The following is a 13,506-nucleotide window of genomic DNA, read 5'->3' as shown; positions in this document are numbered from 1 at the left end:
ATGTTAAGGATTTCTAAAAATGATATATATTTGGTGAAATTACTTACTAATGAAATCTACCTTTTGCGGGCTGTTTTTTTTCTTATTTTCTCTTGTTTCTTCTGCTCAGAAGATTAATTATTCTACACTATCTATACCTGATAGTCTTAAACAAAATGCTAATGCTGTTCTTCGCTTAGATCAGATGGATATTGTTATTGTTTCACAAAGAAGTATGAATATCAAAACCCAAAGGGTGGTCTCTGTGTTAAATGAGAAAGGTTTAAATGATATTGATGCCTATCAGCATTATGATAAAACTACTTCAATAAAAAATATAGAAGCGATAGTTTATGATGCATTGGGAAATGAGATAAAAAAGATCAGGCGAAAAGACTTTAGAGACCAAAGTGCAGTTAGCGGCAGTACGCTGTTTTCGGATAATCGCGTACTTTATTTAGATTATACTCCAATCTCATATCCTTTTACAATTGTCTACAACTGTGAAACAGAAACTTCAAATACAGCTTTTATACCGCAATGGTATTTTTTGGGAGGTTATTATCTGAGTGTAGAGAAATGTGTTTTGAATGTTACTTTTCCTAAAGAATTAGGATTTAAAAAGAAAGAGTTCCGATTTGATGGTTTCAATATTAAAAAAACAACTGATACAGACACTAATTTAAGCTATATAGCAGCAAATATTGTGGCTCAAAAGCAAGAAGATTTAAGCCCGTCATATGGGGAGCTTTTTCCTAAAGTTATGATGGGATTAGAAAATTTTCACTTAGAAGGAGTTGACGGAAAAGCCGATACATGGGAAGCATTTGGAAAATGGTACGGAGAGAAAATCTTAAATGGAACTACTGTTTTACCAGATGAAACTAAAGTAAAAATAAAAGCACTTGTTGGAGACGAAAAAGATCCTGTTAAGAAAGCAAAAATTATTTACGATTATGTCCAAAAAAAGTCCAGGTATGTAAATATTGCAGTAGGTATCGGAGGATGGAAACCTATGCTGGCGAGCGATGTAGATCGCTTAGGATATGGAGATTGTAAAGCATTGTCAAATTATACAAAAGCACTTTTGCAGGTTGTAGATGTTCCGTCTTATAATACGATTTTATACGGAGATAGATATAAGTTAGATATTCAGCCAGATTTTGTTTCAATGCAAGGCAATCATATGATTCTTGCCGTTCCGAATGGGAATAATTATATCTGGTTAGAGTGTACAAGTCAGGATGATCCTTTTGGATATCAAGGAATTTTTACTGATGATCGTGATGTTCTCGTTGTAAAACCTGAAGGAGGAGAAATTGTTCGTACTAAAATTTACGATGATAAAGGAAATACGCAGGAAGAGAAAGGAATTTATACAATTGATGAAACCGGAAATTTTTCAGGTATTTTAAAAATTGCATCGCAAGGAAGTCAATATGCTTCCAGGTCAAGAGTTGAAACCATGCAGCCAAATGAAAAAGAAGAGCATTACAAAGATTATTGGGGTAATATCAATAATTTGAAATTGGGTAAAATAACTTTTACAAACGACAAGGAAAATATTCGTTTTACTGAAGATGTTCAGATTAATGCTTCAAATTACGGAACACTTTCGGGTAATAAAATGATGTTTGTGGTTGATGCTTTTAATCAATATACAGGAAATATAAAACGAATTAGAAACCGCAAAAATCCATTTCAAATTCAGCGCGGATATTTAGATACCGATGAAATCGAAATTAATCTTCCAACTGGCTTTTCAATAGAATTTCTGCCTTCAAACTTTGAATTAAAAGGAAAATTTGGAGAATACAAAACCGAAATTATCAAAAAAGACAATAATAAATTGATTTACAAACGCTCAATGTTTGTAAACAAAGGAAAATATTCAAACAAAGAGTATGATGAATATCGTCTTTTTATGGAACAAGTGTCAAAAAATGATAATGCAAAAATTATATTAAACAAGAACTAACCAAAATCAAAAATAAAATAATGAAAATCAAAATTTTTAGTCTAACAATTCTATTGCTATTTATCTCAAAAGCTGCTGCACAGGAATTTAAATTAGGCAAAGTTTCTATTGAGGAAATAAAAGAAAAAAAACATTCTATAGATACAGCAGCTGTTGCGGCAATTCTTTATAAAAAGGGAAATTCTAGATTAGACTATAATCAAAATGACGGATTTGTACTAACTACTGAAGTTGAAACCCGTATCAAGATATATAAAAAAGAAGGTTATGATTATGCTAATCAAACAATAAATTATTCTATTTCAGGAAATTCAAAAGAAAGTATTCAGATATCAGATGCTAATACTTTTAATTTGGTAAATGGAAAAATTGAAAAAACGAAGCTTAAAAGTGATGGAATATTTGATCAGCTTGTGCATAAATTTTTAGGACGAAAAAAAATTACAATGCCTAATATAGTTGAAGGTTCCGTGATTGAATTTAAGTATACAGTTAAATCTCCTTATGTTTCATGGATGCGTGATTGGAATTTTCAATATGCTATTCCTGTAAATCACTCAGAATTTACAACTTATATACCCGAGTATTATGTGTATAATGTAATGCAGAAAGGGTATGTTTTTCCAAAAGTTTCTAAAGACAGAAAGAGTTCTTCGATTATTTTTACAAGCAAAGAAAGACCAGATGCACGCGGTAATGGCGGGGCAACTTCTTTTTCTCAAGATAAAATAGATTATTTTGAAGATAAAACTACTTATATAATTGATAATGTACCAGCAATAAAAGAAGAATCTCATGTAAACAATATTGATAATTACAGAGCAGCTTTATCTTATGAATTATCTGTTGTTAAATGGCCAGATACTCCAATTAAGTCCTATTCGTCAGATTGGAATTCTGTTGTAAAAACTATCTATGATTATGATGATTTTGGTCCTGAATTAAATAAAACAGGTTATTTTGAAGAAGATGTTAAAACTGTCTTAGCAGCAACAAATACTCCTGAAGAAAAAATAGCAGTACTTTTGAGTTATGTTAAATCGAGAGTGAAGTGGGATGAATATCAAAGTTATACTTGTGACAAAGGAGTAAAAAAAGCATATCAGGAAAAAATTGGTAATTGTGCCGAAATAAACCTTATGCTTACAGCAATGTTACGCTATGCAGGATTAACAGCAAACCCGGTTTTAGTAAGTACACGTTCTAATGGAATTCCATTATTCCCTAACAGAACTGCATTTAATTATGTTATTGCAGCAGTAGAAACTCCAAATGGAAATATTTTGCTAGATGCAACAGATAAATTTTCAACTCCAAATATTCTGCCATTAAGAGCATTAAACTGGAATGGTCGTTTAATTAGAAAAGACGGAACATCTGAAGAAGTTGATCTAATGCCGAAAAAAGTTTCAGGCGATAATGTATTTATGAATTATACTATTGATCCTGAAGGGAAAGTTACGGGAAAAACCAGAAGACAATATACTGATTATAATGCGATGGTCACTCGAGATAACATTAGTAGTTTGAAAGAAGAAGAATATCTTGAAAAATTAGAAAATCGAAATAATAAAATTGAAATAAGCGAATATTCTAAAACAAATGAAAAAGATATTTTACTGCCTATTATAGAAACTTATTCTTTTACGGGAACAAATTTATGTGAACTTATTGGCGGGAAAATTTATGTAAACCCAATGTTGTTTTTTACCGAAGATAAAAATCCATTTAAACAGGAAGTTAGGGAATATCCGGTAGATTTTAGTTATCCTTTTGCTGATAAATACAATATAACAATTCAAATTCCGGAAGGTTTTGCAGTCGAAACGTTACCAGCTCCTGCGGCGATTACGATGGAAGATAATCTAGGGATTTTTAAATTTAATATTGCAACAAATGGAAATTCTTTGCAGCTTTTAGTGTTACATCAAATAAACGAAGCGATTGTATCGGCTGAAAAATACGAAATGCTAAAAGAATATTACAAAGCAATGGTAGCAAAAGAGACTGAAAAAATAGTATTAAAAAGAATATAAGTATGAAATTTTCAAGTTCAGTAATTATTTTATTTTTCCTTTTTGTTATAAAGGTACAGTCCCAAACTTATCAATTAGGAAAAGTAACAATAGCAGAACTTCAGGAAAAAGTGCATCCAATCGACAGCAGCGCCTCTGCAGCCATATTATTTAAAAAAGGCAGGACATATTTTACGTACAATAGAGATGTTGGTTTTTCTGCCAATCATGTCTGTGAAGTAAAAATTAAAATTTACAAAAAAGAAGGCCTAAAATGGGCAGATCAAAAAGTGCGTTTTTATATAGGATATGAAAATTTAAACGAAGATCGTTTGGAGTTTTCAGATGCGGTAACATATAATCTGGAAAATGGTGCTATAGTAAAAACCAAACTTGAAAATCAAGGAGCATTTAAGAAAAAAATCAATAATTACTGGAAAGAAAAAGCCATTACACTGCCCAATGTAAAAGTGGGTTCTATTATCGAATATAAATATATTTTAAAGTCTGAGAATATTGTAAAATTCCCAGACTTTGATATTCAATATGATATTCCGGTTAACTATTTTTATTATAAAACAGAAATACCGGAATTTTACATCTACAAACCAATTTTAATAGGAGGAATCCCATTAGAAAACGATTCTAAATTCTCTACTGGAAGTCAAACATTCGAAAACGAACACAATCAAACCAATTCATTTTCGTACCGACAAATTGAGGCTTATTATTCAGGAAAAAATATCCCGGCTTTGAATGAGGAACCTTATGTAAATAATATTGAAAATTACAAAGGAATAATCAAGCATGAACTTGAAAGGGTAAGAATGCCTGAACAGCCTGTAAAAGATTATACGCTGACTTGGGAAGGTGTAGCAAAAACAATTTTTACAGATAATAGTTTTGGAAAACAGCTCAATGAAAGTAATTTTTTAATAGAAGATGTTAAACGATTACTTGGAAAGGCAGAATCTCAAAATGAAAGATTAAGCCTGATTTTTACCTACATTCAAAACAGAATGAACTGGAATGAAAGCAATGGTTTTTATACAGATAAAGGTGTTGTAAAAGCATATTCAGATCAAACGGGTAATGTTGCCGAGATCAATTTTATTTTGATAAATATGTTGATATTGGCCGGAATAGATGCGAATCCAGTCTTGATAAGTACAGTTGAAAATGGACTTCCAATTTATCCAACCAGAACAGGATTTAATTATGTCATTGCTGCTGCTGAAATTGACGGTAAACAAATTTTGCTTGACGCCACACATAAATATACCTCTCCAAATATTTTACCTCTTAATGTTTTGAACTGGAAAGGCAGATTGATAAAAAAAGACGGCACTTCTATAGAAATAGATTTAGAGCCATCAAGTCCATCAAGAGAAAATTTTAACATGCTGGTTAAAATAGACAGCGAAGGAAAAATGAATGGCCAGGTCAGAATTTTGCGCACAGATTATGACGCTTACCGATTTAGAGTTGAAAACAATGCAGTATCACAAGATAGCTACTTAGAAAAATTTGAAGAAAAATTAGGTAATTTGAATATCTCGAATTATAAAATCGAAAACCAAAAGTCAAATATAAAAGATCCAATACTTGAAACTTTTGCTTTTACATCAAATAGTCAGTCAGATATAATTGAAGGTAAAATATTTATAAAACCATTATTGTTCTTTACCAGAACTAAAAACCCTTTTAATCAGGAAATAAGAAGAATGCCAGTTTGTTTTGGGTATAAAATGCACGAAAAATATAATGTTAATCTGGAAATCCCTGATGGATTTGTTGTCGAATCGATGCCTTCACCTATTAAAATAGCATCAGAAAATAATGATCTGGTTTATACGATGATTTTTTTTAAAGAGGGAAACAAAATTCAGATAAACTGTACAAATGAAATTAACAGTAGTATTTTTGCCACTGAGCAATATAAAGGTTTGAAAGATGTTTTTCAAAAGCTTATTGCAAGTCAAAACGAAAAAATTGTCCTTAAAAAAATGTAATCATGGATTTGAAAAATGCACAACTAGACGTTGATACCTGGATAAAAGAACACGGAGTTCGTTACTTTAACGAATTAACCAATATGGCACAGCTTACAGAAGAAGTTGGTGAAGTTGCCAGAATTATTGCCCGTCGTTACGGAGAACAATCTGAAAAAGAAAGCGATAAAAACAAAGATTTAGGCGAAGAATTAGCCGATGTTGTATTTGTAGTTTTATGCTTGGCCAACCAAACAGGAATCGATTTACAAGCTGCTTTTGATAAAAAAATGGACTTAAAATCGGTTAGAGATAAAGATCGTCACAAAAACAACGATAAATTGAAATAATTGTGAAATATCACTCATAAGTTTTGAATTATGAGTTTTGAATTTTGAATTATGAATGGGGAGTGGTAAATTGCGGGGCTGAATTATGTTTCTAATCATTCATAATTCATAATTCACAACTTACAATTAAAAAAATGAATTTAAAATTAAGAACGAATTCACAATTTACAATTGATAATTCGCAGCTAAATATCACAGGTTCTAAAAGTGAAACAAACCGTTTATTATTACTAAAAGCCTTATTTCCAAATATTACTTTAGCCAATACTTCAAATTCAGATGACAGCGAAGTAATGCAGAAAGCATTAATTGGTAATGACGAAATTGTTGACATTCACCATGCCGGAACTGCAATGCGTTTTTTAACCGCTTATTTTGCGGTAAACGAAGGAAGAGAAGTAGTTATGACAGGTTCTGGCAGAATGCAGGAACGCCCAATTAAAATTTTGGTTGATACTTTAAAACAATTAGGTGTTGAGATTTCTTATGAAAAAGAAGAAGGTTATCCGCCAATTCGAATTAAAGGAAAAAAAGTTACAGATTCAAAAGTTACTTTAGCAGCCAATGTAAGCAGTCAATATATTTCGGCACTTTTATTAGTCGCTTCAAAACTAGAAAATGGTTTAGAGCTGACATTAGAAGGAGAAATTACTTCAGTTCCTTATATTAAAATGACTTTGGCTTTACTGAATGATTTAGATATCAAAACAAGTTTTGAAGGAAACATAATTAAAGTTTATCCTAAAGAATCTGTTGAATCAAAAGAAATGGTTGTAGAATCTGACTGGAGTTCGGCTTCGTATTTCTTTAGTCTTGTGGCTTTGGCCGATGCTGCAAAAATAACATTGAGCAGTTATAAAGAAAACAGTCTTCAGGGAGATTCAGAATTAGTTTCTCTTTATGAAAAAATGGGCGTAAAAACGATTTTCCAAAACAACAAAATGACTTTAGAAAAAGTGGCAGGATTTAATTATCAAGATGTAAATTTTGAATTAAACAACACGCCGGATATCGCACAAACAATCGCAGTAACTTGTTTAGGTTTAGGAATTGGATGTCATTTAACAGGTCTTCATACTTTAAAAATTAAAGAAACGGACAGACTTGAAGCATTGCGAATTGAGCTTACAAAGTTAGGCGCGAATATTTCAGTAACCAATGACAGCTTAACTTTAGTAAAATCAGATAATATAAATCACGATGTAAAAATCGGGACGTATAACGATCACCGTATGGCAATGGCATTTGCTCCATTAGCCATTAAAGTACCTATTATTATTGAAGATGCAGGAGTAGTTTCAAAATCATATCCAGATTTCTGGAACGATTTAAAAGCTTTAAATTTCCAAATTTCAGAATTGTAGTTTTTGAACCGTATAAATAAGTTCATTTTAAAATAAAAGCTCAATAAAAGATAGCCTCTGGTTTTAACCAGAGGTTTTTTTATGAGTATCTAAAAGCAAACCCGACAGGTTTTTAAACCTGTCGGGTTTAAGAACGTATCTGCGAATCCCAATAAAATGAACTTTTATTCCTTATATGGTTTCAAAAAAGTTAAAATTGACTTAAAGAATACATTTTTAAGTCAATCTGAAACCTCACAAAATCAAGGACTTTTGAAAATAAAAGCCAAAACACTTGACAACGCCTATCTCACAATCGTATATTTGCAACCGATTTAAAATTTTAGGTAAATAAACCTAAAATCTACATTCTAAAATCAACAATCCAAATATGAAATTATCACACTTCAATTTCAATTTACCGAAAGAACTTTTAGCTGAATTTCCGGCAGAAAATAGAGATGAATCTCGTTTAATGGTAATTGACCGTCAAAAAAACACTATCGAACATAAAATGTTTAAAGACGTTATCAACTATTTTGATGACGGTGACGTTTTAATTCTTAACAATACAAAAGTTTTCCCTGCACGTTTGTACGGAAACAAAGAAAAAACAGGAGCGAGAATTGAAGTTTTCTTATTAAGAGAATTAAATTCAGAACAGCGTCTTTGGGACGTTTTAGTAGATCCGGCTAGAAAAATCCGTATCGGAAACAAACTTTATTTTGGTGACGACGATTCATTAGTTGCTGAGGTAATCGACAATACAACATCTCGTGGTAGAACATTACGTTTCTTATACGATGGTTCTTATGAAGAATTCAGAAACAAATTGACAGAACTTGGAGAAACTCCAATTCCTAAATACATCAACAGAGAAGTTACTGCTGAAGATGCTGAAAGATACCAAACTATCTACGCAAAAGAAGAAGGGGCTGTAGCAGCGCCAACTGCTGGTTTGCACTTTTCAAAACACCTTTTGAAAAAATTAGAAATCAAAGGAGTGAATTTTGCTGAGGTAACTTTACACGTTGGTTTAGGTACTTTTAACCCGGTTGAGGTTGAAGATTTATCTAAACACAAAATGGATTCAGAAGAATTGATTATCAATCAACAAGCTTGTGATATCGTAAACGAAGCAAAAGCAAAGAAAAAACGTATTTGTGCAGTAGGTACAACTTCTATGCGTGCAATCGAAAGTTCTGTTTCTTCTGCTAATACTTTGAATCCTTACGAAGGATGGACAAATAAATTTATTTTTCCTCCTCACGATTTTAGTATTGCAAACTGTATGATTACAAATTTCCACACCCCAAAATCAACATTATTAATGATGATTTCTGCTTTCTGTGGACATGATCTAATGAAAAAAGCATACGACGAAGCAATCAAAGAAGGATACAAATTCTATTCTTATGGAGACGCGATGTTAATTCTTTAATTAGAATTTATCTAATAAAAAGACCCGACTAGTTTTATGACTTGTCGGGTTTTTTGTTTTTTGATAGTTTGTTTCACGTTTCAGGTTTCAAGTTCGTTGTACAGTTTAATCGCAAAGTTCGCAAGGATTTTTTGCTCAGTTTGTGTTTGCCAAGTGCTAAAGAACGCAAAGCTTTGCGAACTTTGCGGTTAAACACACAAAGCATATCAACTTGAAACTTGAAACCCGAAACAAAAAAAACAATAATCGAATTTTTTGTTATTTTTACGGTTCAAAATAAACACAATGACTTTTCAAAATACACGCGAATTTGCACGAGAGCTAGATTCGAAAGACACACTAAATCACTATCAACAAGAATTTATTTTTCCAAAAGTAAATGACAAACGAGTTATCTATTTCACCGGAAATTCATTAGGATTACAGCCAAAACGTACTAAAGCCTATATAGATGAAGTAATGAACGACTGGGCAGAACTTGCTGTTGAAGGTCATTTTTATGCCGAAAAACCTTGGTGGGATTATCAGGAACGATTTGCAGAACCTTTAAGTAAAATTGTGGGAGCGCTTCCGTCAGAAGTTACGGTTATGAATACCTTGACTGTGAATCTTCATTTGCTGATGGTTTCTTTTTATCAGCCAAAAGGAAAACGCTATAAAATTATTTGCGAAGAAAAAGCCTTTCCATCAGACCAATATATGTTTCAGAGTCAGGTTCATTTTCATGGATACAAACCAGAAGATGCAATCGTAGAAATCAAACGCCGCGATGGAGAACACAATATTCATCTGGAAGATGTTTTAGCAAAAATCGAAGAAGTGGGAGATGAACTGGCTTTGGTTTTAATTGGAGGTGTAAATTATTATACCGGGCAGGTTTTTGATATAAAAACCATTACCGAAGCGGGTCAAAAAGCTGGAGCAAAAGTAGGTTGGGATTTAGCACACGCTGCAGGAAATATAAAATTAGAACTTCACAATTGGAATGTTGATTTTGCCGCTTGGTGCAGTTATAAATATATGAACTCAGGACCAGGAAATGCTTCTGGAGTTTTTGTTCACGAAAGACATCATAATGATCCAGATTTACCGCGTTTTGCAGGCTGGTGGGGACATAACAAAGAACGTCGTTTTAAAATGGAACCAAATTTTGATCCTGTTCACGGAGCAGGCGGATGGCAGGTTAGTAACCTTCCGGTTCTGTCTTTAGCGCCATATTTAGCATCTGTAGAAATGTTTGCTGAGGTTGGAATGGACGCTTTAATTGCAAAACGAGATCACATTACATCCTATTTAGAATTTATTCTACACGAAATAGACAAAGAAGTAGAAAGTACTTTTGAAATTATTACACCAAAAAATCCAGAAGAAAGAGCTTCACAATTATCTGTTTTCCTTCATGGAGAAGGAAGAAGCTTGTTCGATTATTTAATGAAAAACGGAGTTATTACAGATTGGCGTGAACCAAACGTAATTCGTCTGGCACCAGTTCCATTATATTGTTCTTATGAGGATATGTACGATTTTGGGCAAATCCTGAAAAAAGGAATTTTAGGAAAATAAAAAGGAATTAATCTTGCAAAGACGCAAAGTTTTATTTACCACTCCCGATAGCTATCGGGATAAAAGGATTAAAAAGACTTTTCAATTGCCTCCAGTTTTAACTGGAGGTATTAAAGATGAAGTTTGAAAAGGGCTTTAACCAAACTATACTTGTTTGGCTAAAGCCCTTTTCTTTTTGATCAAATTTACATCCAGCTTTAGCTGGATGTAATTAACCTTTAACAGTCTGAAATTTTTTTTGTTTCACGCAGATTCTGCAGATCTTACAGATTTTTTGATAAACTTTCTCAAAAGATTAATCTGCGTGAGTTTTTTAAGCATATTTTATTAAATCATTTTAATCCTTTAATCTGTGGCAATAAAACTTAACAACTTTGCGAGATTAAAACATTAAGTCAAATCCAAAATAATCTGCGGGAAAGAGGCTAAATCTTCTAATCTTATAACGTTTCTCAAAAATCATGTAATAATCGACATCGTATATATACCGTATTTTGTAGTGTATAATTTAAAAAACTGCAATCATGAAAGGCTTATATATAATTTTAGTGACAATACTTATCGCTTCTTGTCAAAATCAAAGTAAAGAAGATATAAACAAAGCCAAACAAGCCAGTATTGATTCAATGAAAATTGAGATTAACAAGCAGCGTATTATCGATTCAATGAAGACTGAAATGGCTAAGATAAAAGAAGAGCAGAAAATTGAATCTCAAAAAGTTGTTGTCGTACATCAAAATGATGGAACAGCTACTGCCACAACTACCAAAAAGAAAGGCTGGAGCGCAACTGCTAAAGGAGCCGTAATTGGTGCCGGAGTAGGAGCTGCAACCGGAGCAATTGTGAGTAAGAAAAAAGGCGAGGGTGCTATTATTGGTGGTTTAGCCGGTGCTGCTTTAGGAACTGGAACAGGAGCTGTTATTGACAGCAAGAATAAAAAAGAATAAATTTTAACATCTATAATACTAAAAACGCCGGTTTAGAAAACTCTAAATCGGCGTTTTGTTTTTATACTAATTCAAGTGTCGGAATTCGGATCGCATTTAATTCTGATTTATAAAAATCGAATTGATTTTTGATTTTTTCTTTCTCGGTTTTAAAATAAAAAGTTGATGAAAACAGATTCTGATAATATTCGATTCCTTCTAAAATATTTGTTTTGAAAGAATTCCATTTTTTAAGCTGGTTTGCTGTTACTTCGCCGGATATTGTTTCAATTTCATTTCTAAAATAATCAACATACATTTTTAATTCCTTCACAAATAAATTCGGACGCTCATTAGTTCTTAAAACTGATTTTCCTTGATAAATGTGCTGTACCATTTCTTTTAATGAAACTTCCTGATCAAAATAAGCCAGGTTTGGTCCGGGACAAATTACTACGCCTTGTGCCTGGCCTTTAGTTTTAATGCCATTTTCAAGATAAGAAGCATTTGCTAAACCCACACATAAACATGATTTCTCAGTTATTTTGATTTTGCTTTTTTCAAAAGCATCAGCAGATAAAATATTTTTTATATTTTCTAATTCTGCCAGTTTAATATCCTGATATTTTTTAGATGCTGTACAAATTCCATGAGGATCATATTCTTTGCTTAACGCTAAAAATTTCTTTGGGCAGGAACTTCCGGCTTTATTCTCGTGAATTCTTTTTTGTTTCAAAAATTCATTTGTTGTGCCTTTTAAAGTATTAAATGGAACTCCTAAAGGCGAAATATTACTTAAATAAAAATCATCTTCTTTAGAATTCATTAATAAATTTCTCGTTTCCTGATCTACAGAGGTTGCTTCCGGAACCAATAAAAATGGAGATCCCCAGCCAACAGAATCGACTTGATATTCATCTAATAAAAATTCATGTTCTTCAGCTGTGCCAACGCCGCCCTGAACCGTAATTTTTAATTTTAAAGGATTTTCCGGAAAAGCCTGATTTTTTAGCTGTAAAGCTTTAATCATTAAATCGTGGGCTGATTGTACCAGCTGTTCTTTTTTCTGCTTGAATTCTTCTAAAATGGTGCCTAATAAGAGTCCGTCAGTAGCAAATGCATGACCGCCGCAGTTTAATCCGGATTCGATTCGGTATTCAGAAACCCAAAGCCCTTTTTTGGCCAGGAAATTTCCCTGAATCATAGCCGATCGAAAATCACTTACTTTTAGAATAATTTTCTTTTTAAGCTCATTATTTTCATTTGGGAAAAAATCTTTGAAGTTTTCAAAATAACTGTATAATCTGGGATTCATTCCGGCAGAAAGTACAACAGACGATTCCAGATTACTGTTTGCAAAACCTCTTAAAGCAGCGTGAGCGTCATTAAATTCAATTGGAAGCTGTTCGTTTTTGATAAAATTATCTTTGTCCAGCTTCGTCATAATGTTAACGTCGATTTCGCCGGGAAAAAGATGCGTTTCGATATAATTCTGAATGTTTTCTTTAAAGGCGATTCCGTCATCCAGTAAATTCTGAAATCCTTTTTTAATGTCAGAAGTATTAGGCAGCATCGACATAAAATTTTCAAGAGCCGTTTTGCTTTCTGCTAATTCAGTTTTAAAATTTTCAAATTTTTCTTTTACGATTTTGTCAACTAAATTTAGGTATGAAGTAATTCTTTCGGCACGGTAATCGTGAAATTTTTGAGTGATTTCTTCGTACGGAATATTGAATTTAGTACTGTAAAAGTTACGCATCTTTTCAATTAAATCGTCATCGGCGATTGAAATAACAGACGAAATCCCGTATTGCGCAATACGAATTGGGCTGTCAATAGTATAGGCAAGGCCCATTACCGGTATATGAAAAGTATGCAAAGGCGTTTTTGTCATTTGTTTTCAGATTAAAATAAAAGCAA

The 13,506-nt window shown here is 32.5% G+C and carries 9 protein-coding genes; 8 read left to right on the top strand and 1 reads right to left on the bottom strand.

The window, feature by feature from the left end; genetic code table 11:
- The first annotated feature begins 49 nt into the window (after positions 1–49).
- The 8 genes from LUU93_RS17935 to LUU93_RS17900 all read left to right on the top strand — a co-directional run bounded on the left by LUU93_RS17935 (position 50) and on the right by LUU93_RS17900 (position 11,607).
- On the top strand, positions 50–1,957 hold the full coding sequence (locus LUU93_RS17935; RefSeq protein ID WP_232682536.1) for a DUF3858 domain-containing protein: 1,908 nt from the start codon (positions 50–52) through the stop codon (positions 1,955–1,957).
- 20 nt (positions 1,958–1,977) lie between these two features.
- A complete protein-coding gene (locus tag LUU93_RS17930; RefSeq protein WP_232682535.1) occupies positions 1,978–3,993 on the top strand; it encodes a DUF3858 domain-containing protein in 2,016 nt (671 codons plus the stop codon).
- Between the two features lie 2 nt (positions 3,994–3,995).
- On the top strand, positions 3,996–5,984 hold the full coding sequence (locus LUU93_RS17925; protein WP_232682534.1) for a DUF3858 domain-containing protein: 1,989 nt from the start codon (positions 3,996–3,998) through the stop codon (positions 5,982–5,984).
- A 2-nt stretch (positions 5,985–5,986) separates the two neighbouring features.
- A complete protein-coding gene (locus LUU93_RS17920) occupies positions 5,987–6,313 on the top strand; it encodes a nucleotide pyrophosphohydrolase (RefSeq protein WP_012022600.1) in 327 nt (108 codons plus the stop codon).
- A gap of 134 nt (positions 6,314–6,447) precedes the next feature.
- The gene (gene aroA, locus LUU93_RS17915; RefSeq protein ID WP_232682533.1) at positions 6,448–7,677 is read left to right on the top strand and encodes a 3-phosphoshikimate 1-carboxyvinyltransferase; all 1,230 of its coding nucleotides are present in this window, start codon (positions 6,448–6,450) and stop codon (positions 7,675–7,677) included.
- Between the two features lie 370 nt (positions 7,678–8,047).
- Positions 8,048–9,097: a tRNA preQ1(34) S-adenosylmethionine ribosyltransferase-isomerase QueA gene (gene queA, locus LUU93_RS17910; protein WP_229355780.1), complete on the top strand. Its 1,050-nt coding sequence runs from the start codon at positions 8,048–8,050 to the stop codon at positions 9,095–9,097.
- Between the two features lie 285 nt (positions 9,098–9,382).
- Positions 9,383–10,660 carry a kynureninase gene (gene kynU / locus LUU93_RS17905; protein ID WP_232682532.1) on the top strand — a complete coding sequence of 426 codons (1,278 nt, stop codon included), beginning with the start codon at positions 9,383–9,385 and terminating at the stop codon, positions 10,658–10,660.
- Between the two features lie 524 nt (positions 10,661–11,184).
- On the top strand, positions 11,185–11,607 hold the full coding sequence (locus LUU93_RS17900) for a YMGG-like glycine zipper-containing protein (protein WP_232682531.1): 423 nt from the start codon (positions 11,185–11,187) through the stop codon (positions 11,605–11,607).
- Positions 11,608–11,668: 61 nt separating this feature from the next.
- Here the strand turns inward: LUU93_RS17900 and LUU93_RS17895 are convergent, their stop codons facing one another.
- Positions 11,669–13,480, bottom strand: coding sequence for a hypothetical protein (locus LUU93_RS17895; RefSeq protein ID WP_232682530.1), 1,812 nt, complete (start codon positions 13,478–13,480; stop codon positions 11,669–11,671).
- Positions 13,481–13,506: the final 26 nt, after the last annotated feature.

Source organism: Flavobacterium soyae, from assembly GCF_021245985.1.
Lineage (GTDB): Bacteria > Bacteroidota > Bacteroidia > Flavobacteriales > Flavobacteriaceae > Flavobacterium > Flavobacterium soyae.
The sequence above is the reverse complement of the archived record's forward strand: the minus strand, read 5'-3'. Positions and strand labels throughout refer to the sequence as shown.

Coding starts and splice junctions, on each gene's coding strand:
- LUU93_RS17935 (WP_232682536.1), top strand. CDS start 50: ATGAAATCTACCTTTTGCGGGCTGTTTTTTTTCTTATTTTCTCTTGTT.
- LUU93_RS17930 (WP_232682535.1), top strand. CDS start 1,978: ATGAAAATCAAAATTTTTAGTCTAACAATTCTATTGCTATTTATCTCA.
- LUU93_RS17925 (WP_232682534.1), top strand. CDS start 3,996: ATGAAATTTTCAAGTTCAGTAATTATTTTATTTTTCCTTTTTGTTATA.
- LUU93_RS17920 (WP_012022600.1), top strand. CDS start 5,987: ATGGATTTGAAAAATGCACAACTAGACGTTGATACCTGGATAAAAGAA.
- aroA (WP_232682533.1), top strand. CDS start 6,448: ATGAATTTAAAATTAAGAACGAATTCACAATTTACAATTGATAATTCG.
- queA (WP_229355780.1), top strand. CDS start 8,048: ATGAAATTATCACACTTCAATTTCAATTTACCGAAAGAACTTTTAGCT.
- kynU (WP_232682532.1), top strand. CDS start 9,383: ATGACTTTTCAAAATACACGCGAATTTGCACGAGAGCTAGATTCGAAA.
- LUU93_RS17900 (WP_232682531.1), top strand. CDS start 11,185: ATGAAAGGCTTATATATAATTTTAGTGACAATACTTATCGCTTCTTGT.
- LUU93_RS17895 (WP_232682530.1), bottom strand. CDS start 13,480: ATGACAAAAACGCCTTTGCATACTTTTCATATACCGGTAATGGGCCTT.